Source organism: Chelatococcus sp. CO-6, from assembly GCF_001271345.1.
GTDB lineage: Bacteria > Pseudomonadota > Alphaproteobacteria > Rhizobiales > Beijerinckiaceae > Chelatococcus_A > Chelatococcus_A caeni.
This window is the reverse complement of record NZ_CP012399.1, coordinates 364,415-389,083: the sequence shown is the minus strand read 5'-3', so window position 1 is coordinate 389,083 and position 24,669 is coordinate 364,415. Positions and strand designations below refer to the sequence as shown.

At 68.7% G+C, this 24,669-nt stretch carries 21 protein-coding genes; 12 read left to right on the top strand and 9 right to left on the bottom strand.

Annotated features, from left to right (window positions below; all coding sequences use genetic code 11):
• Positions 1–9 precede the first annotated feature (9 nt).
• Both AL346_RS22325 and AL346_RS22320 read right to left on the bottom strand, forming a co-directional pair.
• The gene (locus AL346_RS22325; protein WP_019402785.1) at positions 10–918 is read right to left on the bottom strand and encodes a response regulator transcription factor; all 909 of its coding nucleotides are present in this window, start codon (positions 916–918) and stop codon (positions 10–12) included.
• On the bottom strand, positions 915–4,313 hold the full coding sequence (locus AL346_RS22320) for an ATP-binding protein (protein ID WP_050996653.1): 3,399 nt from the start codon (positions 4,311–4,313) through the stop codon (positions 915–917). The genes AL346_RS22325 and AL346_RS22320 overlap by 4 nt, the downstream gene beginning before the upstream one ends.
• Positions 4,314–4,725: 412 nt before the next feature.
• On the opposite strand from AL346_RS22320, the gene urtA reads away from it, so the two are divergent.
• From urtA to AL346_RS22285, 7 genes are all read left to right on the top strand, one after another.
• Positions 4,726–5,925 carry an urea ABC transporter substrate-binding protein gene (gene urtA / locus AL346_RS22315; RefSeq protein WP_183317789.1) on the top strand — a complete coding sequence of 400 codons (1,200 nt, stop codon included), beginning with the start codon at positions 4,726–4,728 and terminating at the stop codon, positions 5,923–5,925.
• 258 nt (positions 5,926–6,183) lie between these two features.
• Positions 6,184–7,110, top strand: a complete 927-nt coding sequence (gene urtB, locus AL346_RS22310; protein ID WP_019402788.1) for an urea ABC transporter permease subunit UrtB — start codon at positions 6,184–6,186, stop codon at positions 7,108–7,110.
• 9 nt (positions 7,111–7,119) lie between these two features.
• Positions 7,120–8,250 carry an urea ABC transporter permease subunit UrtC gene (gene urtC / locus AL346_RS22305; protein WP_019402789.1) on the top strand — a complete coding sequence of 377 codons (1,131 nt, stop codon included), beginning with the start codon at positions 7,120–7,122 and terminating at the stop codon, positions 8,248–8,250.
• Positions 8,251–8,264: 14 nt separating this feature from the next.
• Positions 8,265–9,029 (top strand): urea ABC transporter ATP-binding protein UrtD, encoded by a 765-nt coding sequence (urtD, locus tag AL346_RS22300; RefSeq protein ID WP_019402790.1) that lies wholly within the window; start codon positions 8,265–8,267, stop codon positions 9,027–9,029.
• A 10-nt stretch (positions 9,030–9,039) separates the two neighbouring features.
• Positions 9,040–9,729 (top strand): urea ABC transporter ATP-binding subunit UrtE, encoded by a 690-nt coding sequence (gene urtE, locus AL346_RS22295; RefSeq protein WP_019402791.1) that lies wholly within the window; start codon positions 9,040–9,042, stop codon positions 9,727–9,729.
• A gap of 36 nt (positions 9,730–9,765) precedes the next feature.
• The gene (fmdA, locus tag AL346_RS22290) at positions 9,766–10,995 is read left to right on the top strand and encodes a formamidase (RefSeq protein WP_019402792.1); all 1,230 of its coding nucleotides are present in this window, start codon (positions 9,766–9,768) and stop codon (positions 10,993–10,995) included.
• A gap of 7 nt (positions 10,996–11,002) precedes the next feature.
• Positions 11,003–11,332 carry a zinc ribbon domain-containing protein gene (locus AL346_RS22285; protein WP_019402793.1) on the top strand — a complete coding sequence of 110 codons (330 nt, stop codon included), beginning with the start codon at positions 11,003–11,005 and terminating at the stop codon, positions 11,330–11,332.
• Between the two features lie 12 nt (positions 11,333–11,344).
• Here AL346_RS22285 and AL346_RS22280 read toward each other — a convergent pair whose 3' ends face one another.
• The gene (locus AL346_RS22280; RefSeq protein WP_019402794.1) at positions 11,345–11,671 is read right to left on the bottom strand and encodes a hypothetical protein; all 327 of its coding nucleotides are present in this window, start codon (positions 11,669–11,671) and stop codon (positions 11,345–11,347) included.
• Positions 11,672–12,089: 418 nt separating this feature from the next.
• Here AL346_RS22280 and AL346_RS22275 point away from each other — a divergent pair, with 418 nt between their 5' ends.
• The 5 genes from AL346_RS22275 (at position 12,090) to AL346_RS22255 (ending at position 19,849) form a co-directional block, all read left to right on the top strand.
• Positions 12,090–13,370: a hybrid sensor histidine kinase/response regulator gene (locus AL346_RS22275; RefSeq protein WP_198301034.1), complete on the top strand. Its 1,281-nt coding sequence runs from the start codon at positions 12,090–12,092 to the stop codon at positions 13,368–13,370.
• Positions 13,367–14,080, top strand: a complete 714-nt coding sequence (locus AL346_RS22270; protein ID WP_019402796.1) for a response regulator — start codon at positions 13,367–13,369, stop codon at positions 14,078–14,080. Before AL346_RS22275 ends, AL346_RS22270 begins: the two co-directional genes overlap by 4 nt.
• A 135-nt stretch (positions 14,081–14,215) precedes the next feature.
• Positions 14,216–16,492, top strand: a complete 2,277-nt coding sequence (locus tag AL346_RS22265; protein WP_019402174.1) for a sensor histidine kinase — start codon at positions 14,216–14,218, stop codon at positions 16,490–16,492.
• A gap of 13 nt (positions 16,493–16,505) precedes the next feature.
• Positions 16,506–18,107, top strand: a complete 1,602-nt coding sequence (locus tag AL346_RS22260; RefSeq protein WP_053194151.1) for an ABC transporter substrate-binding protein — start codon at positions 16,506–16,508, stop codon at positions 18,105–18,107.
• A 185-nt stretch (positions 18,108–18,292) separates the two neighbouring features.
• A complete protein-coding gene (locus AL346_RS22255) occupies positions 18,293–19,849 on the top strand; it encodes an adenylate/guanylate cyclase domain-containing protein (RefSeq protein WP_019402575.1) in 1,557 nt (518 codons plus the stop codon).
• A 13-nt stretch (positions 19,850–19,862) separates the two neighbouring features.
• On the opposite strand, the gene AL346_RS22250 is transcribed toward AL346_RS22255, so the two are convergent.
• The 6 genes from AL346_RS22250 to AL346_RS22225 all read right to left on the bottom strand — a co-directional run bounded on the left by AL346_RS22250 (position 19,863) and on the right by AL346_RS22225 (position 24,664).
• Positions 19,863–20,936, bottom strand: a complete 1,074-nt coding sequence (locus tag AL346_RS22250; RefSeq protein WP_019402576.1) for a LacI family DNA-binding transcriptional regulator — start codon at positions 20,934–20,936, stop codon at positions 19,863–19,865.
• A 4-nt stretch (positions 20,937–20,940) separates the two neighbouring features.
• Positions 20,941–21,987 (bottom strand): succinylglutamate desuccinylase/aspartoacylase family protein, encoded by a 1,047-nt coding sequence (locus AL346_RS22245; RefSeq protein WP_026015208.1) that lies wholly within the window; start codon positions 21,985–21,987, stop codon positions 20,941–20,943.
• A gap of 72 nt (positions 21,988–22,059) precedes the next feature.
• Entirely contained in the window at positions 22,060–22,404 is a 345-nt protein-coding gene (locus AL346_RS22240; protein ID WP_019402578.1) for a RidA family protein, read from the bottom strand.
• A gap of 62 nt (positions 22,405–22,466) precedes the next feature.
• Positions 22,467–23,255 carry a transporter substrate-binding domain-containing protein gene (locus AL346_RS22235; RefSeq protein WP_019402579.1) on the bottom strand — a complete coding sequence of 263 codons (789 nt, stop codon included), beginning with the start codon at positions 23,253–23,255 and terminating at the stop codon, positions 22,467–22,469.
• Positions 23,256–23,298: 43 nt separating this feature from the next.
• Complete coding sequence (locus AL346_RS22230) at positions 23,299–24,027, bottom strand: amino acid ABC transporter ATP-binding protein (RefSeq protein ID WP_019402580.1); 729 nt, start codon at positions 24,025–24,027, stop codon at positions 23,299–23,301.
• Positions 24,014–24,664 carry an amino acid ABC transporter permease gene (locus AL346_RS22225; protein WP_019402581.1) on the bottom strand — a complete coding sequence of 217 codons (651 nt, stop codon included), beginning with the start codon at positions 24,662–24,664 and terminating at the stop codon, positions 24,014–24,016. Before AL346_RS22225 ends, AL346_RS22230 begins: the two co-directional genes overlap by 14 nt.
• Between the last annotated feature and the right edge of the window lie 5 nt (positions 24,665–24,669).

Sequence of the window (24,669 nt, the reverse complement as noted above, 5' to 3'; positions counted from 1 at the left end):
GCCCCGCAGCTACGACATCGCGTTCAGGGTGGTGACGGCCACCGCCGCCGCCGAGGCGCGGTTCTCGACGCCGAGCTTGGCGTAGATCTGCTCGAGGTGCTTGTCGACGGTGCGGGGGCTGAGGCCGAGGATGGCGCCGACGTCGCGGCTCGACTTGCCGCGCGCCACCCACATCAGCACCTCCGCCTCCCGCGCCGTCAGGGCGAAGCGCTGCCGCAGCAGCGCATCGGCCGAGGCGGCCTCGGTCATGCTCAGCCTCAGGAGCGTCTCGCTACCCTCCCCGGCGCGGACGACGGACAGGCGGCATTCGGGCCGGCCCGGCAGCGCGATCTCCGTCGTTGCGGGGCCGGCGGCACGCCGCGCTGCCACCAGCCAGGCGCGGATCTCCGCCGGCAGGACGGGATCGCCGAGGGCCTCCTCCAGCAGGCGGCGGGCCTGCGGCGTCGACCACAGGATGTCGCCCGCCCCATCCACGGCGAGGAGAAAGCGGCCGCTCGCATCGAGCGCGGCGCGGGCGCTCGACGCGATCCGGGCGTTGCCGAGATGGGTGCGCATGCGGGCAAGGAGCTCCTCCCGCCGGACCGGCTTCGTCACATAGTCGACACCGCCGGCCGAAAAGCCGGCCACGATATGCTCGGTCTCGGTCAGCCCGGTCATGAAGATGACGGGAACATGCGCCGCGTCACTCTCGCGCTTCAGAGCGCGGCAGGTCTCGAAGCCGTCCATGCCGGGCATGACGGCATCGAGCAGGATAAGATCGGGGGTGATCTCCTTGACCAGCGACAGCGCCGCGGCGCCGCTGACGGCGACGAGCGCCGTGAAACCCGCCTCGCTGAGGAGGTCGTCCAGCATGGCGAGGCTCTCCGGTGCATCGTCGACGACGAGCACCACGTCCCGGCGACCTTTGTCCCGCGTCATGTCTCCTGCCGCTCCCGCTCGCGAGGCCTCGCCGCGCCTGCGAGCGCAGCGCTGAGGCCATCAAAGTCGTACCGGTCGACGAACAGCGTGAGCTGCGCCGCGAGCCCGGCATGGACGGGATGCGCCGCGGCCAGCCTCCCGAGCACGTCGCGCAGCGCCCGCGCATGGCCGATGCGCGCCAGCCTGCCGAGCTCGCCGACCACATCGGCCGGCAGGGCCGGAACCGGAGGCTCCGCACCCTCATCCCGCTCCGGCGCGCTGTCCTCCCCGTCCTCGATCCATTCGATGCCGGTCAGCCGGCGGATCTTGTCGAGCAGCCGGCGGATGTCGGTGGGCTTCATCATCACGTCGTCGACCACGGCCGAGAACGAGCGCTCCGCCTTCGCCTCGAGCGCGTTGGCCGAGATCATGATGATGCGCGTCCCGGTGAGGCCCCGCTCGCGCAGCTGCTGCGCCACCTGCCAGCCGTCCGGCCCGCCGGGCATGGCGATGTCGAGAAGGACGACGTCGGGGCGGCACAGGTCGGCGAGGTCGAGGCCCGCCGTCCCGTCCGGCGCCTGCAGCACGATGAAGCCGAGCGGCGCCAGGATCTCGTGGACGAGGTCACGGTGGGGCGGGTCGTCGTCGATGACAAGGACGGTGCGGCGCGGGCCCAAGTAGCCGCGGATGCGCTCCTCGTCGGCCGGGCGCGAGGACGGCTGCGAGACCTCGGACAGGACCAGCTTGACGCGGAAGGTCGAGCCGCGGCCGACTTCGCTCGTGACGGTAATCGCCCCGCCCATGATGCCGGCGAGCAGCTTGGAGATGGTGAGCCCGAGCCCGGTGCCGGCCACGGCGCTCGACGGCGGCAGGGCGCCGCGCGCGAAGGGCTCGAAGATGCGCTCGATATCCTCGGGGCGGATGCCGACGCCGGTATCCTCGATCTCGAACTCGGCCACCGGGCTGCGGTAGTGCACGCGCAGGCGGACATGGCCGCGCTCGGTGAACTTGATGGCGTTGGAGACGAGGTTGATCAGGATCTGCCGCAGCCGCTTCTCGTCCGTATAGACCGCCTCGGGCAGGTTGGCCGGGCAGTCGAAGACGAAATCGATGCCCTTCGCCCGCGCCTGCAGCCGCACCATGCCGACGAGCTGGTCGAGGAATTCCCGCAGGCGCACCTCCTCGCGCTCGAGATGCAGGCGCCCGGCCTCGATCTTGGAGATGTCGAGCAGCCCGTCGATGAGGCCGGAGAGATGCTCGGTGCTGCGGCGGATGACGCCGACCTGCCCGCGCCGGCGCGGGCTCAGGTCCATGTCCTGCTCGATGAGCTGGGCATAGCCGGAGATGGCGTTGAGCGGCGTGCGCAATTCGTGGCTCAGCCCGACGACATAGCGGCTCTTGGCGAGATTGGCCGCCTCCGCCGCCTCCTTGGCGCGCTGCAGCTCGGCGTCGGTGCGCTCGTGCGCCTCGATCTCGCGCATCAGCAGCTCCGTCTGGCGCTCGGCCTCCTTCTGCGCGGCGCGCCGGCTCTCGGCGGCGAGCACGAAGAGCCAGGCGGTGACGCCGACGATAATGATGAGGATGGCGAAGACCTTCCACAGGATCGCGCCGATGATCGCGCGCTCCTCCATATAGTCGAGGCGCGACTGGAAATAGACGAGCGCCAGGACGACCGCGAGCAGGACGCACGAGACGAGGAAGACGCCGAGGAAATGGCCGAGGCGCGAGTTGAGCCGCGCCACGAAGCGCGTGGGCAAGGCCCGCGTGAGCCCGGCAAGGATCTGGTCGGGAAGGCGCGCGCCGGTCTTGCACAGGTCGTGGCAGCGCGCATCGAGCGAGCAGCACAGCGAGCAGATCGGCCCCGAATAGGCCGGGCAGCGCGCCATGTCCTCGGCCTCGAAGGCGTGCTCGCAGATGCAGCAGCGGATGGCGGTGGCGCCCTTCCAGTCGTGCTGCGCCTCGCGCGCCAGATAGTAGCGCCCGCCCGTCGCCCAGGCGATGGCCGGGGCGGCGATGAAGGCGACGGCGAGGGTGACGAACGGGGTGAGCGCCTGGGCGGTCTCGCCGGCGGCCCCGGTCGAGGCGATGATGGAGGCGAGCGTCGCCAGCAGCATGGCGCCGACGCCGACCGGGTTGACGTCGTAGAGATGGGCGCGCTTGAACTCGATGTGCGGCGGGCTGAGGCCGAGCGGCTTGTTGACGACGAGGTCGGCGACGAGCGCGCCGAGCCAGGCGATGGCGACGTTGGAATAGAGCGCGAGGATCCGCTCCAGCGCCTTGTAGATGCCGAGCTCCATGAGCAAGAGCGCAACGAGCACGTTGAAGACGAGCCACACGACCCGGCCGGGATGGCTGTGGGTGAGCCGCGAGAAGAAGTTCGACCACGCGATGGAGCCGGCATAGGCATTGGTCACGTTGATCTTCAGCTGCGCGACGACGACGAACAGCCCGGTCAGGGCGAGCGCCACCTCGGGCGTGCCGACGGCATGGCGGAAGGCGGCGAGATACATCTGCGCCGGCTCGGCCGCGTTGTCGATCGGCACCCCCTGCACCAGCGCGAAATAGGCGAGGAAGGAGCCCGCGATGAGCTTGGCGACGCCGAGCACGGCCCAGCCCGGCCCGGCGCTGACGAGCGCGAGCCACCAGCTCAGGCGCCGTCCCGCCCGCTGGCGCGGCAGGAAGCGCAGAAAGTCCACCTGTTCGCCGATCTGCGCGATGAGCGAGAAGGTCACCGCCGCGGCGGCGCCGAAGAGCAGCAGGTCGAAGGTGCCCTCGGGCGTTCCCTGCCGGCCGGGGAAGGCGAGCCAGCCGTCGAAGGAAGAGGCGCTGGTGGCGGCGATGACCGCGAAGGGCAGGAGGTTGAGCGCGATCCAGACCGGCTGCGTCCACAGCTGGAAGCGGCTGATGAAGGTGATGCCGTGGGTGACGAGCGGGATGACGACGAGCGCGCTCACCACATAGCCGAGCGCCTGCGGGACGCCGAAGCACAATTCCAGCGCCACCGCCATGATGGCCGCTTCGAGCGCGAAGAAGATGAAGGTGAAGGAGGCGTAGATCAGCGAGGTGATGGTCGAGCCGATGTAGCCGAACCCCGCCCCACGCGTGAGGAGATCGATGTCGACGCCGTATTTGGCGGCGTAGTAGCTGATCGGCAGGCCGGTGGCGAAGAGGATGGCACCGACGGCGAGGATGGCCGCCACCGCATTGGAGACGCCGTAGCTCAGCGTGATGGCGCCGCCGATGGCCTCGAGCGCGAGGAAGGAGATGGCGCCGATCGCCGTGTTGGCGACGCGCGCGGGCGACCATTTGCGCGCGCCCATGGCGGTGAAGCGCAGCGCATAGTCCTCGAGCGTCTGGTTCGCCACCCACTGGTTGTACTGGCGGCGGACGCGATCGATCTTCCGAGCTTCTGCCATGGCCGGCCCTTACGGCGCGGGCGGCGGGCACCGCCCCCGTGCTGTCCGGCCACGACAAGCAGCAATCGTGCCGGATGCGCGGGACGGCCTCGCGCGCTCCCCTTCAGCCCTCGCCGGCGGCGTCTCTGCGGACATTGCGCTCCTCGTGAGCCGCGATGATGCGGCCGGGCGCGGTGCCCGCCCATACGTCATTCTACGTATTGCTGCATCGCACAAAGCCCCCGACCGTGAAGGCCACGAGGGCGAAACGGCCCTCCTCCCGCGAGGGGATCCTCCCGCCTGGCCGGCCGGCGCGCAGCGCCGCCGCCATGCCGCTTCCACGATCAATTGCGAGGCAGCCATGTCGCATAAACCGCCACCGACCGAAATGCCCGCCCTTCCCTCGGCGCTGCGCCGCAAGCTGCTTCTCGGCATGGCGGCCCTGCCCGCCGCGGCCGTCCTGCCGCGGGTGGCCTGGGGCGCGGCGCCGGCGACCGCCGCCGTCAACACCACGGGCCTTGCCGTGAGCGACGACAGCGTCACCGTCGGTATCCTGCATTCCGTCACCGGCACGATGGCCATCAGCGAGACCGGCTCCGTGCAGGCCGAGAAGCTCGCCATCGACCAGATCAACGCCGAGGGCGGCGTCCTCGGCCGCAAGATCAAGTTCATCCAGGAGGACGGCGCGAGCGACTGGCCGACCTTCGCCGAGAAGGCCAAGAAGCTCCTCGTCAACGACAAGTGCGCCGCCGTCTTCGGCTGCTGGACCTCGGCCTCGCGCAAGGCGGTGCTGCCGGTCTTCGAGCAGTACAACGGCATGCTCTACTACCCGACCTTCTACGAGGGGCTCGAGCAGTCGAAGAACGTCATCTACACCGGTCAGGAGGCGACGCAGCAGATCATCGCCGGGCTCGACTGGGTGACGAAGGAGAAGGGCGCCAAGACCTTCTACCTGCTCGGCTCCGACTATATCTGGCCGCGCACCTCCAACAAGATCGCGCGCAAGCACATCGAGAACGTGCTGAAGACGAAGGTGGTGGGCGAGGAATACTTCCCGCTCGGCCACACGCAGTTCAACTCCGTCATCAACAAGATCAAGCTGACCAAGCCGGACGTCATCTACGCCATCATCGTCGGCGGCTCCAACGTCGCCTTCTACAAGCAGCTCAAGGCGGCGGGCATCGACCTCTCCAAGCAGACGCTGGTCACGATCTCCGTCACCGAGGACGAGATCGACGGCATCGGCGGCGAGAACATCGCCGGCGCCTATGCCTGCATGAAGTACTTCCAGTCGCTCGACAACCCGAACAACAAGTCCTTCGTCTCCGATTTCAAGAAGATGTGGGGCGACAAGACCGTCATCGGCGACGTGACGCAGGCCGCCTATCTCGGGCCCTGGCTGTGGAAGCTGACGGTGGAGAAGGCCGGCTCCTTCGACATCGACAAGGTGGCCGCCGCCTCGCCCGGCGTCGAGTTCACCGCCGCGCCGGAAGGCTACGTGCGCATCCACGACAACCATCACCTGTGGTCGAAGACACGCGTCGGCCGCGCCAAGGCGGACGGCCAGTACGAGGTGATCTACGAGACGGCCGAGCTGATGGAGCCCGACCCCTTCCCGAAGGGCTACCAGTAAGGAGCAGCACGGGTACGGCAGCGATTGGAGCGTTGCCGGTGGAACCCTCTCCCCGCCTGCGCGGAGAGGGCAGGGTGAGGGGGAAGGGCACCGCCCTTGGCACGGGCTGGCCTTGTGAAGACGGCCTTGCCCCTCACCCCACCCCTTCCCCGCAAGCGGGGAGAGGGGCCACCGGCCGCCCGATCGCCCGCGTGTCCTGCCCTTCTTCGGCTCAGCCCCTCGCCTACCCCACCCGTCGCCCAATCACCGGAGACGTCGATGTTCGCAGATTACTCGCTGAGCGAGCTCGGCTCGATTTTCGTCATGCAGGGCTTTGCCGGCCTCATCCTGTTCTCCGTCTTCGTCCTGATGGCGCTCGGCCTTGCCATCATCTTCGGCCAGATGGGGGTCATCAACATGGCCCACGGCGAGTTCATGATCCTCGGGGCCTATGTCACCTATTTCACCTCGCAGTTCTTCCAGAACGTCCTTCCCTCCCTCTTCCCCATCTACTTCTTCGTGGCCATGGGGCTCGCCTTCCTCGCCTCCGGCGGGCTCGGCATCGCCGTGGAATGGGCGCTCATCCGCCATCTCTACCGGCGGCCGCTCGACACGCTGCTCGCCACCTGGGGGCTCAGCCTGATCCTGCAGCAGGTCTATCGCTCGGTGTTCGGCCCGCGCGAGGTCGGCGTCGAGCTGCCGTCGTGGATGATGGGCTCCCTGCCGCTGACCGATGTCATCGAGGTGCAGATCAACGGGCTCTTCGTCATGAGCCTGACCTTCGTCATCACCCTCGTCGTCGGCCTGATGATGTTCCGCTCCCGCTGGGGGCAGCAGGTGCGGGCGGTGGTGCAGAACCGGGTGATGGCGGGCGCGGTCGGCATCAACACCCACAAGGTCGACCGCCTCACCTTCGGCATCGGCTGCGGCATCGCCGGCGTCGCCGGCTCGGCCTTCACCATGATCGGCTCGACCGGGCCGACGGCCGGCCAGCTCTACATCGTCGACACCTTCCTCGTCGTCGTCTTCGGCGGCGCCCAGAGCCTCGTCGGCACCATCTTCTCCGCCTTCACCATCTCCCAGGCCCAGTCGACCATGGAGTTCTTCCTGTCCGGCTCGACCGCCAAGGTACTCACCCTGCTCGCCGTCGTCGGCATCCTGATGCTGCGGCCGCAGGGCCTCTTCGTCCTCAAGATCCGCCGCTGAGGTGACGCGATGGAGCGCATCGGCTTTCTCAAGACCTCCGAGGCCGTCGGCATCGCGATCCTCGCGGCCCTCATCCTCATCGTCCTGCCGCTCGGGCTCGACATCTTCCGGCTCAATCTCGCCGGCAAGTATCTCACCTACGCCTTCGTCGTCATCGGCCTCGTGCTGTGCTGGGGCCACGGCGGCATCCTCAGCCTCGGCCAGGGGATGTTCTTCGGCCTCGGCGGCTACGCGATGGCCATGTTCCTGAAGCTCGAGGCATCGAGCCCGGAAGCGACGAAGATCCAGTCGACGCCGGGCATCCCCGACTTCATGGACTGGAACCAGCTCACCGAGCTGCCCTGGTTCTGGCAGCCGTTCCACAGCCTGACGCTGTCGCTCGTCGCGGTCATCCTGGTGCCGACGGCCTTCGCCTTCCTCATCGGCACGGCGATGTTCAAGCGGCGTGTCGGCGGCGTCTATTTCGCCATCATCACCCAGGCGATCGCCGCGATCCTGACCATCCTCATCGTCGGCCAGCAGGGCTACACCGGCGGCATCAACGGCATCACGGACCTGCGCACGCTGAAGGGCTGGGACATCCGCACGGACGAGGCGAAATACGTCCTCTATTTCGTCAACGCCGGCCTGCTCCTCGCCGCCGTCGCCGCCGCCTATTTCGTGCGCCAGTCGAAGCTCGGCCGCATCCTCGTCGCCATGCGCGACAAGGAGGACCGGGTGCGCTTCTCCGGCTACAACGTCGCCAATTTCAAGACCTTCGTCTTCTGTCTGGCGGCCGCCCTGTCGGCGATCGGCGGGGCGATGTTCACGCTGCAGGTCGGCTTCATGTCGCCGTCCTTCGTCGGCATCGTGCCCTCCATCGAGATGGTCATCTACACGGCCGTCGGCGGGCGCCTCTCCATCCTCGGCGCGGTCTACGGCACGCTCCTCGTCAACTGGGCGAAGACGAGCTTTTCCGAGAGCTTCCCGGAACTGTGGCTGCTCGGCCTCGGCGGCCTCTTCATCGCCGTCGTGCTCGCCTTCCCGAACGGCCTCGCCGGCATCTACGCGGACACCATTGCGCCGAGGCTGTCCCGCCTGCTGCGCCGTGCCCGCCCCGCGCTCGGTGGCACGGTGCCGGCCGGCGCGCCGGCCGAATGAGGAGGGACACCCCCATGCACACCATCGCCCGCGATGCCGCGGCACCCGACTTCCTGCTCTCCGTCGAGGGCCTCACCGTCTCCTTCGACGGCTTCAAGGCGGTGAACGACCTGTCGTTCTACGTCGACAAGAACGAGATCCGCGTCATCATCGGCCCGAACGGCGCCGGCAAGACGACGGTGCTCGACCTCATCTGCGGCCGCACGAAGGCGACCGCCGGCTCGATCCGCTTCAGGGACATCGAGTTGACGCGGCTCAGCGAGAACCGCATCGTGGAGGCTGGCGTCGGCCGCAAGTTCCAGACTCCATCAATCTACGAGGACCTGACGGTCTTCGAGAACCTCGAAATCTCCTTTCCGCGCGGCCGCTCCGTCTTCGGCGCCCTCGCCTTCCGGCGCGATGCCGCCGTCAGCGAGCGCATCGAGGAGATCGCCGAGATGATCTTCCTTAAGGACCACCTCGCCGAGCGGGCCGCCTATCTCAGCCACGGCCAGAAGCAGTGGCTCGAGATCGGCATGCTGCTGATCCAGGATCCCGAGCTCCTCATGCTTGACGAGCCGGTGGCGGGCATGAGCGTCGCCGAGCGGCGCAAGACCGCCGAGCTCCTGCACAAGATCATCGTCGGCCGCTCGGTCATCGTCATCGAGCACGACATGAAGTTTGTCGAGGACATCGCCCACCGGGTCACCGTGCTGCACCAGGGCAGAGTGCTGTCCGAAGGCAGCATGGAGCGCGTCAAGAACGACCCCAAGGTCGTCGAAGTCTATCTCGGACATTGAGGAGGCGCCGATGCTCGACGTATCCGCACTGCGCGTCGCCTACGGGGAGAGCGAGGTGCTGCACGGCCTCGACTTCTCCGTGAGGCCGAACGAGATCGTCGCCATCCTCGGCCGCAACGGCATGGGCAAGACGACGCTGATGAAGGCGCTGATGGGCATCGTGCCGGCAAGGAGCGGCCGCATCAGCGTGGGCGAGGCCGAGGTCACCGGACTCGAAAGCTATGAGCGGGTGGCGCGCGGCATCGCCTATGTGCCGCAGGGGCGCATGATCTTCTCGACCATGACGGTGGAGGAGAACATCGAGACGGGGCTCGCCGTCTCGGGCCGGCGGCGCGTGCCGGAAGACATCTACGCGCTCTTCCCCGTCCTCCTCGACATGAAGCAGCGGCGCGGCGGCAATCTCTCGGGCGGGCAGCAGCAGCAGCTCGCCATCGCCCGCGCGCTCGCCACCGATCCCAAGGTGCTGCTGCTCGACGAGCCGACGGAGGGCATCCAGCCCTCGATCATCCGCGACATGGGCCGCGCCCTGAAGCGCATCCGCGACGAGCGCGGCCTCTCCATCTTCGTCTCGGAACAGGTGCTGAGCTTCGCCCTCGACATCGCCGACCGCGTCCTCGTCATCGAGAACGGCGAGATCGTGCACGAGGACGCCCGCGCCGCCGTCGACGAGGCGAAGATCGCGAGCTTCCTGTCGGTCTGACGAAACCCCCGCAGAACTTTCCCCGGAGGAGCGAACATGCCCGAAACCATCATCAAGGTAGACCTGACCCAGTCGCCCTACGAGAACGACATGGTCCACAACCGCTGGCATCCGGACATTCCGATGGTGGCGTGGGTGAAGCCGGGCGAGGACTTCGTCATCGAGACCTACGACTGGACCGGCGGCTTCATCAAGAACAACGATTCCGCCGAAGACGTGCGCGACATCGACCTCTCCATCGTGCACTTCCTCTCCGGCCCCATCGGCGTTGAAGGTGCCGAGCCCGGCGACCTCCTCGTCGTCGATCTCCTCGACGTCGGCGCCAAGCCGGAGAGTCTGTGGGGCTTCAACGGCTTCTTCTCCAAGAAGAACGGCGGCGGCTTCCTGACCGATCATTTCCCGCAGGCGCAGAAGTCGATCTGGGACATCGAGGGCATGTTCACGCGCTCCCGGCATGTGCCCGGCGTGAACTTCGCCGGCCTCATCCATCCCGGCCTCATCGGCTGCCTGCCCGACCACAAGCTGCTGGAGACTTGGAATCGGCGCGAGGTCGACTTCATCGCCACCAATCCGACGCGGGTGCCGCCGCTCGCCAACCCGCCGTTCGCCGCCACCGCCCACATGGGCCGCCTCGCGGGCGAGGCGAAGGCCACAGCCGCCGCCACCGGCGCGCGCACGGTGCCGCCGCGCGAGCATGGCGGCAATTGCGATATCAAGGACCTGTCGCGCGGCTCGAAGATCTACTTCCCCGTCTACGTGCCGGGGGCCGGCCTCTCCATGGGCGACCTGCACTTCAGCCAGGGCGACGGCGAGATCACCTTCTGCGGCGCCATCGAGATGGCCGGCTGGCTGCACCTCAAGGTCGACATCATCAAGGACGGCGTCGCCAAATACGGCATCCGGAATCCCATCTTCAAGCCGAGCCCCATCACGCCCAACTACCGCGACTACCTCATCTTCGAGGGCATCTCGGTCGACGAATGGGGCGGCCAGCACTATCTCGACGTGCACGTCGCCTACCGGCAGGCGTGCCTCAACGCCATCAACTACCTGACCAAGTTCGGCTACACGCCCGCCCAGGCCTACGCCATCCTCGGCACGGCGCCGGTGCAGGGCCACATCTCGGGCGTCGTCGACATCCCCAACGCCTGCGCCACATTGTGGCTGCCGACCGAGATCTTCGACTTCGACATCAACCCCGGCAATGCCGGCCCGCAGAAGATGATCACGGGCGACATCGACGTGCCGCTCGCGCCGGACCTGTGAGGCGCCCATGCCGGTCTACGACTATGAATGTGTGGATTGCGGCGTCTTCACCGCCTTCCGCCCCATGGACGCCTGGCGCGAGCCGTGCGCCTGCCCGGCCTGCGGCGGCGAGGCGCCGCGCGCCTTCGTCACGGCGCCGACCGTGGCGGGGATGGATCCACAGCGGCGCGCGGCCATCGCCACGAACGAGCGCAGCCGGCACGAACCGCGCCGCAGCGCGGCCGGCCACGGCGCCAGCTGCAGCTGCTGCTCCGGCGGCCTGCGACGACGCAGCGTCACGACGAAGGGCGGCGCCAAGAGCTTCCCGACGGCACGACCGTGGATGATCAGCCACTGAGCGGCGGCGGGGTCAGCGCGGGTTCGCGCCCGCGTCCTCCGCCGCATCATCCGGCTTGTAGAAGAAGCGGCTGATGCCGATGACGGGCGAGGCCAGATTCTCGGGCAGATCGCGCATGCATTGCTCGTTCTGCAGGTGCGCCGAGGTATTCGCCAGATTGCTTCTTATGCCGGCGAAGGGCCCGGGCGCGACGGGCTCGCTGGCGCGACACTGCTTGGTCTTCTCGTTCACGTGGTCGGTGAATTTCGCCATGTCGTCGAGACGCTCGCCGGGCGAGCGGCAGCCGGACAGCACAAGCGCCGCGGCGAGCGAGCAGAAAAGGACCTTTTTCGTGTTCATCTGTTGCCTTCGCATCGATCCCGGTCGACGGGAAAGGCAAGCGATCGTCCCCGCCCGCACGCCCCAGCCCGAGATTCCGACGCGTCGTCTAGCAACCTCCAGCAGCCGTCACAACTTACGCTTGTTATCTTCGTAAACATCAACTTTTAGCTAAATTTTCACGGACTGCAGCACTGTACCTTTCTTTGAGCCGGCAACTCCCAATCGGCGCAACCATCTGGAAAAACAAAAGGATCGTCCCTTCCGCCGCGGCGTGCCGCGCACCCGCACCCGCGCGTGCGCGGCATCGGCCACGCGTCTGCCATGCATTTCGGCAGGGCTGCGGATGTTGCAGGCGCATGATCGTGCTAGTCTTGCCGCCGGGCGGGAGCGAGGCGTGCTGGTGGACGAGAGCGATCTTTTCTACCTCACCGATGATATGCCTCAGGATGAAGAGGCCGGCGGGGCGCGACCATGGACGGTTGCCGTCATCGACGACGACTGGGCCGTGCACGAGGCGACGCGTTTTGCCCTGCGGGATTACCGGCTCGACGGGCGCGGCCTCGAGATCCTCACTGCCGGCTCGGCCGCCGAAGGCCGCCGGCTCGTCGCCGAGCGGCCGGACATCGCGGTGATCCTGCTCGACGTCGTCATGGAGAGCGACGACGCGGGCCTGGGCCTCGTCGATTTCATCCGCCGCGACCTCGGCAACGAGACCGTGCGCATCATCCTGCGCACCGGCCAGCCCGGCCAGGCGCCGGAGCGCCGCATCGTCATCGACCACGACATCAATGATTACAAGGCGAAGACCGAGCTCACCGCCGACCGGCTCTTCACCACGCTGACGGCCGCCCTGCGCAGCTACGCCCAGCTGGAGCGCCTCGAGGTGGCGCACCGCCAGCTCGCAGAAGCGAACGCCCTGCTCGAGCAGCGTGTCGCCGAGCGTACCGCCAGCCTGCGCGAGGCCAACGAACGCCTTGCCGCCCGCGGCGCCGAGCTCGCCCGGGCCAACCGCCTGAAGTCCGAGATGCTCGGCACCATCGCGCACGACCTCAAGAACCCGCTCGGCATCATCCTCGGGCGGATGGAGATCCTCGACGACCTCGTACGCCAGGAGCCGCCGCCGCGCGAGGCCATCCGCGCGCAGGTGGAGCACGTGCGCAGCTCCGCCCGCCACATGGGCCGCATGATCGACGCGCTCATCGCCGACGCCATGGGCGATGCCCTCGACATCACGCTGCGCCGTGGCCCGGCCGACCTTGCCGCACTCGTTGCCGACGTCGCCACCAGCAACCGCGTCCTCGCCGAGCGCAAGGGCCAGCGGCTCACCGTGGAAGCGCCGGAGCGCCTCATGTTGACGGGCGATGCCGACCGCCTGCGCGAGGCGCTCGACAACCTCGTCTCCAATGCCGTCAAGTACAGCCCCGGGGGCGCGAACATCACGCTGTCGCTCGTGCGCGAGCCCGGCCGCGCCGTCTGCCACGTGCGCGACGAGGGGCCGGGCCTGTCGGCCGAGGACGAGTTGCGCCTCTTCGGCCGCTTCCAGCGCCTCTCGGCCCAGCCGACGGGCGGCGAGAGCGCGACGGGCCTCGGCCTCTTCATCACCCGCCGCATCGCCGAGCTGCACGGCGGCACGGTGACCGCCCGCAGCCATGGCCCGGACCGTGGCGCCACCTTCAGCCTCCTTCTGCCCCTCGACGACGGTGACGACGCGCCATGACGAACACGGGGCCGCACATCGCGGTGGTCGACGACGAGCCGGCCACCCGTGAGATGGTGGGCGACTACCTGCGCCTGCACGGCTTTGCCGTGACCCTGTGCGACGGCGCCACCAGCCTGCGCCATTTCATGGCCAGGCAGCAGCCGGACCTCGTGGTGCTCGACCTCAACATGCCGGGCGAGGACGGGCTGTCGGTGGTGCGCCAGCTCAAGGCGGCGAGCGACGTGCCGGTCATCATGCTCACCGCCACCGCGAGCGCCATCGACCGGATCGTCGGGCTCGAGCTCGGCGCCGACGACTATCTCGCCAAACCCTGCGAGCTGCGCGAGCTCGTCGCGCGCATCCGCTCGGTCCTGCGCCGCAGCACGCGCGTCGCCCCCTCCCAGCCTGCGGCCGGACGCAGCGTCCGCTTCGGCACCAAGTGGCTCGACATCGACACGCACCGCCTGCGCGACGAGGAGGGCCAGACGCAGCCGCTGACCAAGTCTGAATTCCTGCTGCTCAAGGCCTTCGCCGATCATCCGCGCCGCGTCTTGTCGCGCGAATATCTGCTCGATGTCGCCGATGCGCGCGACGCCGAGGCGTTCGACCGCGCCATCGACGTGCGCATCACCCGCATCCGCCGCAAGATCGAGCCCGACCCGGGCAACCCGCGCTTCATTCGCACCGTGCGCGGCCTCGGCTACGCCTTCGAGCCGGACGGCGAGTAGCCTTCTCGTTTCGTGCCCGGCCCGGGGACGAAACATCATGTCACGCCTGAAAAGAAACGGCGCAACCGCGGCCGGCGACGCAAAAGCCCCGCAACGGCGGGCGGGCAGGATGCCCGCCAATCCGTCGGAGGGGTCATGCGGATCAGGGACAAGATCATGCTCGTCGGCGGCATTCCCATCGCGATTGCCGCCGGCATCGCCGTGGCCGCCTGGCTGCTGCTAAGCGAGGCCGAACGCGCCCGCAGCGGTGCCGTCCTCGCCGGCGCCATCTATCGCGATCTCCTGGTCGCCATGACCATCCGCGACGATTACGTGAGCGCCAATCCGGCCGAGCGCGACCCGCACACGGAGCGCTTCCGCGAGCAGGCGGCGAGCGCACAGGTGCAGCTCGCCTCGCTCGGCCCGCTCGCGCGCACCCAGGCGCAGCGGCGCGAGGTGGCGAGCCTGCAGGACACACTCGCCCGCTATGTCGCCCGCATGGACGAATATATCGCCGTGACGACGGTGAACGACCGGCTCATCGCCGAGATGTCGCTGCGCGCCGCGAGGCTGGTCAACCTCGCCGACGAGGCGCGCGCCCGGCAGCACGCCTCCAACGCCGACATCATCACGACGCTGACCGAGAAGGATCAGCAGCTGCGGCGCCTGCGCGACATCGTCGACCGGGCCTATCAGCTGCGCGCCACCCTGTGGGGCCTGCAGACGGCGTTGCAGCATTCCGACGGGCATGACCATGGCTTCGCCGTGGCGCAGATGCGCCATGCCGCGAGCGGCCTCGCCGAGGCGCTGGGCGCCGGGCGTGGCGGCGCGGCGCTCGAACTCGGCAACCTCGCCCGCGCGGCGGCTGCGGCGGGGCCTGCGGAGACCGGCACGGTCGCCGAGCGCCTGCTCGCCTGGTGCGACCGCCTGCTCAAGATCGAGGTGACGGCCCAGCGTGCCCTGCAGGAGGAGGTGGCCCAGCTCCTCACCTATTCCGTCGAGGCCAACGAGACCGAGCAGGCCACCCAGAACGTCGCCGTCTCCACGCTCAAGCTCGGCCAGGAGACGCACGAGGCGCTCACCCGCCGCGATGCCGACGTCGCCGAGCGCAAGCTGGCGCGCAGCGGCGAGCTCGCCAACATCGCCGCCGCCCTGCCGATCTCGCCCCTCATCCAGACCGACATGATCGACGCCATCACCGAGTGGCGCGAGCGGCTCGGCACCACCATCGAGGGCATCCGCAAGCAGAACGCGATGATCGCCGACATGGACCGGACGGCGTCGGCCATGGTGGCCAAGGCGCGCTCGCTCAACGACCTCTTCACGGGCGATGCCGACTGGCTCGGCGCCTTCATCGGCCACGTGCTCGTCATCGGCGCCACCATCGGCCTCCTGTTCGGCTCGATGGCCGCCTTCGCGGCCGCCCGGTCGATCACCATGCCGCTCCGCCGGCTGCAGGGCAGCATGCTGGCGCTCGCCGCCGACCCGCTCGCCGGCCGCATCGCCGAATCCGACCGCCGCGACGAGCTCGGCGACATGGCGCGGGCAGCCAATGTCTTCGTCACCGAGATCAGCCGGCGCGAGCGCGACCTGCGCCATGCGAAGGAACGGACCGACGAGACGCTGGCCGAGCTGCGACAGACGCAGGCGGACCTCATCCAGGCGGAGAAGCTCGCTTCCCTCGGCCAGCTCGTCGCCGGCGTCGCCCACGAGATCAATACCCCGCTCGGCATCGCGCTGACCACCGCCACGCTGCTGGGCGACGAGGCGCAGGAATTCGAGCGGGCGCTCGATGGCAACCAGCTCGCGCGCTCGCGCCTTGCCCATTTCCTGGACCGGATGAAGGAGGGCTCGCGCCTGCTCTTCGACAATCTCGGCCGGGCGAGCGACCTCGTGCACAGCTTCAAGCAGGTCGCGGTCGACCAGGTCAGCGACGAGCCGCGCCGGTTCGAGATGAAGGGCTGGCTCGAGGACGTGATCCGCAGCCTCGGGCCGCTGCTGCGCAAGACACGGCACGCGGTCGCCATCGACTGTCCGGCCCGGCTGCAGGTCGCCACCTATCCGGGGGCGCTCGCTCAGGTGCTGACCAATCTCGTCATCAACGCCGCCCTGCACGCCTATGACGAGGGCGAGAGCGGGCGCATCACCATCGCCGTGGAGGAGGCCCCCGACCAGTTGCGACTCACGGTGCGCGACGACGGCAAGGGCATCGCGCCGCAGCATCTCGGGCGCATCTTCGATCCCTTCTTCACCACCGCCCGCCACCGGGGCAGCACCGGGCTCGGGCTCCACATCGTCTACAACCTCGTCACCAACAAGCTGCTGGGCCGCATCGACGTGGAGAGCCGCCCGGGCGTCGGCACCGCCTTCCGCATCGAGATGCCGAAGCAGCTCGCCGGCGAAGCACGGGCCGAAGCCCTGGCGGCGCTCTGAAGAGGGGGAGAACATGATGAAATACCTGGTGGCCGGCGCCCTGGCGCTCGCCCTCGCCGCCTCGCCCGCCGCCGCCAAGACGCTGGTCTTCTGCTCGGAAGGCAGCCCGGAGGCCCTCAACCCGCAGATCGTGACGACCACGACGGGCATGAACGCGGGGCGGCCGATGTTCAACAACCTCGTCGAATTCGTGCCCGGCACGACGCAGATCGTGCCGGCGCTCGCCGAATCCTGGGAGATCTCGCCGGACGGCACCACCTACACCTTTCACCTGCGGCGGGGGGTGAAATTCCACGCGAATGCCGTCTTCACCCCGACCCGCGACTTCAACGCCGACGACGTCCTCTTCTCCCTGATGCGGCAGTGGAAGGAGGACCACCCTTTCCACGGCACGCCGGGCGCCACCTTCGACTATTTCCGCGACCTCGGCATGCCGGACCTCATCCGCGCCATCGAGAAGGTCGACGACCACACCGTCCGCATCAGCCTTGCCCGTGCCGAGGCGCCGTTCCTCGCCAATCTCGCGATGCCGTTCAACGTGATGCTGTCGGCGGAATACGGCGAGCTCCTGCTGCGCCGGGGCGAGCCCGCGCGGCTCGATGCCGATCCCGTCGGCACCGGGCCGTTCGCGCTGGTCGGCTACCAGAAGGACATCGCCATCCGCTACCGGGCCTTCGCCGACCACTGGAACGGGCGGCAGAAGATCGACACCCTCGTCTTCTCCATCACGCCCAATCCGGCCGTGCGGCTCGCCAAGCTCAAGGCGGGCGAGTGCCACATCATGGCCTTCCCCAACCCGAGCGACCGGGAGGCGATCGCCGCCAATCCGTCACTGCGCCTCCTGCAGCAGGAAGGGCTCAACATCGGCTATCTCGCCATGAACGCCGCGCGCCCGCCCTTCGACAACGTCGAGCTGCGGCGCGCCGTCAACATGGCGATCGACAAGCGCGCCATCATCGAGGCCGTGCACCAGGGCACCGGCACGGTGGCCAAGAACCCGATCCCGCCCCTGCTGTGGTCCTACAACGAGGCGATCGAAGACTACCCTTACGACCCCGCGCAGGCCCGGCGCCTGATCGCCGAGGCGGGCTACCCGGACGGGCTCGACACCGATCTCTGGTACATGCCCGTCAACCGGCCGTACAATCCCGACGGTCGCCGAGTCGCCGAGCTGGTGCAGGCCGATCTCGCGCGCATCGGCATCCGCACCCGCCTCGTCACGGAGGAGTGGGACCAGTACCGCGTGAAGCTGCAGGCCGGCGAGCCGCCGCTCGCGCTCTATGGCTGGACCGGCGACAACGGCGATCCGGACAATTTCCTCAACGTGCTCCTCGGCTGCGCGGCGGCCCGGCCCGGCGGCAACAACGTGGCCAAGTGGTGCCTGCCCGAATACGACGCGCTCGTCACGCGCGCCAAGGCCACGAGCGACCGCAGCGAGCGCGAGACGCTCTACCGACAGGCACAGGAGATCTTCAAGCGCGAGGCTCCCTGGGTTCCCCTCGCCCATTCCATCGTCTTCATGGCCACGCGCAAGGAGGTGAAGGGCTTCGGCATCGATCCGCTCGGGCGCCACGTCTTCGAGGGCGTCGACCTCGATGGGGAAGCCTCGCGTTGAAAGCGAAGCCGAAACGAAACTGCAGATAGGTTGAATCGAACGATTGTTGCGGCAAAACCGCAAGAGACGAAACCAAAAACGTTTCGGACGCAATGCGCAGGAAACGCGATCCGCGCATTCTCACCCCGCCGGCACCGCCGGCCGGGCATCCGTCCGGCGGCGGGCCCCCGGCTCGTGGGTCAGCCATGCTCGCTCCTCGTTCGCACACACAGCACCAGCACCGGACAGCGACGACCTCGCTCGCCTTCCTCATCCTGCCGCTCGTCATCGGGCTTCCTCTCGCGGTGTGGCTTGACCTGAGGGGCCTGTCCACGCGGATGATGCAGGGCGAGGCGACCGAGATCGGCGTGCTCATCGACGAGATGCGCACCTATTACGCCAATGACGTGCTGGGGCGGCTCGACGGCGAAAGCCATGGCGAGGAGGCCCCGATGCCGACGGCCATGTCCATCGAGCTCGGCAAGCGCATCAGCGCGCGTGATGGAGCGGTCAAGGTCCGCATCTTCTCGGATTTTCCCTTCCGCAAGCGCGCGGGCCATCCGATCGACGCCTTCGAGCAGACGGCGCTCGAACAGCTCAGGCAGGATGCGACGAGGCCGGTCGTCGACGTCTCGGGCACGCTCGTCGACCGCACGGTGCGCATCGCGACGCCCATCGTCATGGGCCCGGCCTGCGTCGCCTGCCATAACACCCATCCCGACAGCCCGAAGCAGAACTGGCGCGTCGGCGACGTGCGCGGCGTGCAGGAGGTCACCGTGCGCCGGCCCATCGAGGCGAGCATCTTCTCTTTCCAGTCCCTGCTCGTCTATTTCGCGGTGGTGGCGGCGTGCGGCCTCGCCTTCATCCGCATGCAGAGCCGGCAGACGGCGCTCATCCGCCACATGAACGGCGAGCTCGCGCAGGCGAACGCCTTCCTCGGCACCGTCTCGGCCAAGATCGCGCGCTATCTCTCGCCGCAGGTCTACCGCAGCATCTTCAGCGGCGCCAAGGATGTCGCCATCACCGCCGAGCGCAAGAAGCTCACCATTTTCTTCTCCGACATCAAGGACTTCACGGCCCTGACGGAGCGCCTGCAGCCGGAGGACCTGACCGCGCTCCTCAACGAATATTTCACCGAGATGTCGGTCATCGCGCTGCGCCACGGGGCGACCATCGACAAGTTCGTCGGCGACGCCATCCTGCTCTTCTTCGGCGATCCCGATACGCGCGGCGTCCGGGAGGATGCGGCGGCGGCCGTGCGCATGGCGCTCGACATGCAGGCGGCACTCGGCCGGCTCAACGCCGAATGGCGCAAGCGCGGCCTCGCCGAGCCGCTGGAGGTGCGCATGGGCATCAACACCGGCTTCTGCCACGTCGGCAATTTCGGCAGCGACAACCGCATGGACTACACGATCATCGGGGCGGAGGCGAACCTCGCGGCGCGCCTGCAGGCCGTCGCGCAGCCGGGCTCGATCGTCATCAGCTACGAGACCTATGCGCTGGTGCGCGACATCGTCGAGGCCGAGGCACTCGCGCCGATCGCGGTCAAGGGCGTGAGCCGCGCGGTCGTGCCCTATGTCGTGCGGGGGCTCGCCGGGGCGGCCGAAGCCGAGGTCATCCACGGCCAGGCCCAGGGCCTCGACCTCTTCCTCGACATCAAGGCGCTCGACGCCTGCTCGGCGGGCGAGACGCGCCGGCTCCTCGAAAAGGCGCTGACGGCGCTGGAGACCCGGGCCGGACGGGAGCGGCCGCGCGCCATGTGACCAAACCGCTCCCTCAGATGCTGCCCCGCCGGTGCAGCACGGGCTCGAAGACGGTGACGGGATCGGCCAGCTCCTCGCCCCGCAGGCGCTTCAGAATCATCTCCCCGGCGCGCCTGCCGAGGGCCTCGACGTCGATGGCGAGCGTCGTCAGCCCCGGGCTCAGCGCATCGGCGAGATCGTTGTCGCCGAACCCGAGGATGGCGATGTCGCCCGGCACGTCGAGGCCGAGCCGCCGGGCCTCCATCAGCGCGCCGACGGCCAGAAGATCGTTGGCGAAGAACACCGCCTGGACCTCCGGCGCCCGCTCGCGCAGGGCATGGAAGGCGGCGCGCCCGTCCGCCACGCTCTCGACCACGTCGACGGTGAACTCGCAGGCGACCGTGAGGCCGCGCTCCCCGGCCCGGGCGGCGAAGCCCTTGCGGCGCAAGGCGCCGCGCCCGCCGCTGCGGCCCACATAGGCGACGCGTTGATAGCCCGCATCGGCGAGGCAATCGGCGGCCATCCGCCCGCCGTCGATGTTGGAGAAGCCGACCAGCATGTCGATCGGGTCGCGCGGATAGGCCCAGGTCTCCATCACCGGAATGCCGAGCCCGGCGAGGAAGCGGCGGTTGTCCTCGAGCTCGATGACGCCGGTGAACATGACCGCCGCCGGCCTGATCTGGCGCAGCGAGCGGATCATCGCCGTCTCGCGCGCATAGGAATAGGACGTCTGGCCGATCATGAGCTGGAAGCCTTCGGGCTCCAGAATGGCGGCGCAGGCCCGCACCGCAAGGCCGAACTGGGGGCTCAGAATATTCGAGACGAAGGCCGCCACGATGTCGGAACGGCCGGAGCGCAACGCCCGCGCGTGGGGATTGAGGGCATAGCCCGTGCGCTCGACCACCTCGAGGATGCGCTTGCGGCTCTTGTCCGCGACCTTGGAGGGGTCGCGCAGGGCGCGCGAGACCGTGATGGGCGAGACGCCGGCGAGCGCGGCGACATCCTCGATGCGCATCGCCCGCTCGCCCGAGGCGGCGGGGCCGGCCGAGGCCGGCAGGCGCAGAACGTCGTCGATGGTGGGCTGCCGCCTGCCGTTCTCAGCGCTCACGCCCTCACCCCCCGATATCCGCCTGCGGCGCGGCAAGATCGCCGGCCGCGACCGGGCGCGCCACCTGGATCAGGCAGTCGCCGGCCTCGCTGTCCGTGTGCAGCCGCCGCGAGATGACGATGCCCCCCTGCCCGAAATGGAGTGCCTCCTCCGGCAGGTCGAGCCGTGTCAGGTCATGGTAATAGCCTGCGAGATCACCCGCCGCCACGCGGTCGCCGACATCCGCCACCGGCTCGAACCAGCCGCGGCGCGTGGCATAGATGGCCTGGTCGTGGCTGTCGAGGGCGAGCAGTTGCATCGGCTCGGCCGGCCGGTCCGCCTCGGACAGGACCGGCGCGGCGATGGCGCCCGTGGCGATGAGCAGATTGTCGATGGCCCGCGCCGTCAGGCGCATGGTCTCGCGCGTGACCGTCGCCCCGCCGCCGAACTCGCCGCTGATGCCGATGGCGCCGGCCCGTGCCGCCGCGCCCATGGAGGTCGGCGCTGCCGCGCCGTTCTCGGCGACGAAGCCGTAGGGCATGGCGAGCGCCTGCATCAGCTGAAGCGCCCGCGCGAAACGCTCCGGCGGCCCCTGCTGCTCGATGAGCGCGCAGGGCAGATGCGCCATGGAAGTGCCGCCCGCATGCAGGTCGAAGACGACGTCGTGACGGCGGAAGAGATCGTGCTCGAGGAAATGGGCGATGCGCGCGGTCGGCGTCCCGTCCGCGCTGCCGGGGAAGGCCCGGTTGAGATTGCCGTCGTCGTAGGGCGAGCGCCGCCGCGCCGCCATGACCGCCGGCACGTTGACCATGGGCAGGATGGTGATCTCGCCCCGCACGGCGGCCGGCGCGAGCCGGCGCATCAGCCGCGCCAGCAGCAGCTCTCCCTCGTATTCGTCGCCGTGGTTGCCCGCCATCAGCAGCACCCGCGGCCCGGCACCGTTACGGATGCGGCAGATGGGGACGTGGATGTGGAAATAGGGCGAGCGGTCGATGGAATACGGCAGGCGCAGATGGCCGGACTGCTTGCCGTCGGCGTCGAAATCGATCGAATGGATGAGGCCGGTGTGCATGAAGCGGACCTTGATGGGCGGGCAAGGGGCCCGCGAGGCGGCCACGGCCATGGCCGTGGCCTCGAGCAGGGCTCAGAGCGCGGCGACCGCCGTCATCTCCACGCGCAGGTCCGGATTGGCGAGGCGCGCCTCGACGCAGGCCCGGGCCGGCGGATTGGCCGGGTCGATCCAGGCGTCGTAGACCGCGTTCATGGCGTCGAAATCGGTGATATGCGGCAGGAAGACGTTGACGGCCACGAGCTTCGACTTGTCGGAGCCGGCCTCGGCGAGCAGCGCCTCGATCTTGGCGAGCACGGAACGGGTCTGCGCCTCGAGCGAGCCCTTCGGGTCGTCGGCGACCTGGCCGGCGATATAGACGGTGCCATTGTAGACGACGGCCTGGCTCATGCGCTTGCCGGCCTGATAACGCTGGATCATCTTCTGATCTCTCTTCTTGCTGCGGGTGAGGTGGCGGCGCGGGCCCGCGCCGCCACTTGGCGTCACATGTGCGGCAGGTCCTGCGCTTCTTTGAACCAGCGCTTCTGCAGCTCGGCGAGCTTGCCGTTCATGCGGTTGTAGAAGAGCGCCGTGTTGATCCAGTTGAGCAGGTTCTGCTCGCCCTGGCGCACGGCAACATGGGCGGGCGACTGGCGGATGAGGAACTTCAGCTCCACCTCCTTGCCGGGATTGTCGTCCGACACCTTGAGCGCGATGGCGCTGTTCTCGGCGAAGGCCTGGGCCTGGCCGGCGAGATAGGCCGCGACGGCGGACGGCGCGTCCTCGAAGCGCACCAGCTTGACGCCCGGCGCATTGTCGGTGAGCCAGACATCGAGCGTCGTGCCCTTGGCGACGGCGACCGTGCGGTCCTTCAGCTCGTCGGCCGCCTTGGCGGCCGGCATGTCCTTGGCGCCGTAGACACCGAGGTTCACCGCCGCATAGGGCTGCGAGAACATGACCTGCTGGGCGCGCTCGGGCGTGGCGCCGGCGGCGGCGATCAGGATGTCGACCTTGTCGGCGAGCAGGCTCGGGATGCGGCTCGCGCCCGTCACCGGCACGAGCTCGAGCTTCACGCCCATGTCGGCGGCCAGCAGCTTGGCGAGATCGATGTCGAGGCCGGTGGCCTCGCCCTTCTCGTCCTTGAAGCCCCAGGGGGCGACATCCATCAGGACGCCGACGCGCAGCTTGCCGGCGCTGATCGCGTCCTGCAGCTTGTCGGCGCGCGCGGCGTCCGGCATGGCGAGCGTCGCGCAGGCGATCGCCGCGGCGGCGAGTGTTGCGAAAATCCTCATCCTCGTTCTCCTCTGACTTCTCCTTGGGCGCTCACCGTTGCGCCTATTTGACGGAGCTGATGAAGTTCCTGAGCTCGGGGGTCCTGGGGTCGGCGAAGAGCTCGGCGGGCTTGCCCTGCTCCCAGACCCTGCCCTGGTGCATGAAGACGAGCTTGGTGGCGACGGTGCGGGCAAAGCCCATCTCGTGCGTGACGAGGATCATGGTCATGCCCTGGCGCGCCATGTCCTCCATCACCTTCAGCACCTCGCCGACGAGCTCGGGATCGAGCGCCGACGTCACCTCGTCGAACAGCATCAGATGCGGCGACATGGCGAGGCAGCGGGCAATCGCCACGCGCTGCTGCTGGCCCCCCGACAATTGCTCGGGCCAGGCGTCGATCTTCTCGGCCAGGCCGACGCGCGCGAGCACGTCACGCGCCAGGTCCCGCGCCTTGTCCTTGGCGATCTTGCCGGTCAGCACCGGAGCGAGCGTGATGTTGCGCTCGACGGTCAGGTGCGGGAACAGGTTGAAGGCCTGGAAGACGATGCCCACCCGCTGGCGCAGCTGCCTGAGGTTGGGCATGTCGGCGGCGATCCGTTCGCCCTCGATGCGGATCTCGCCGCCGTTGATGGTCTCCAGCGCGTTGATGCAGCGCAGCAGCGTCGACTTGCCCGAACCCGAGCGACCGATGATGGTGACGATGTCCCCCTTCTCGACATCGAGCGTGATGCCCTTCAGCACCTCGACGTCGCCGAAGCTCTTGTGGACGTCGCGAATTTCAACGAGCGCCATTGAGACGGGCCTCCAGTTTGCGGGACCAGACCGTGAGCGGCAGGCACAGCGTGAAATAGATCGCCGCCACCACCGAGTAGACGAGCAGCGGCTGGAAGGTCGCGGCGCTCGCCATCTGTCCGGCGCGGGCGAGCTCGACGAAGCCGACGACCGAGGCGAGCGAGGTGTTCTTGATGAGCTGCACCAGGAAGCCGACCGTCGGCGGCAGCGCCATGCGGAAGGCCTGCGGCCCGACGACGTAGCGGAACTGCTGCCAGCGCGTCAGCCCGAGGCAGGCCGCCGCCTCCCACTGGGTCTGCTTCACCGCCTCGATGCCGCCGCGCCAGATCTCGCCGAGAAAGACGGCGGTATAGGCCGTGAAGGCGACGCCGACGGCGACGAGGGACGGCACCTCGATGCCGAGGAACACCGGCATGCCGAAATAGAAGAACATGAGCAGGCCGAGGAGCGGCACCCCCTGCACGAGCTGCAGGACACCGGCTGCCAGCCAGCGCAGCGGCGCGAGCCGGCTCGAGCGCATGAGCGCGAGCAGCAGCGCCAGCGGGCCGCCGCAGGCGAGCGCCAGGGCGACGAGAACCACCGTCCAGCGCAGGGCCGAGAACAGCGAGATGAGATCGGCTTCGTTGAACGTGCGCATGGGAA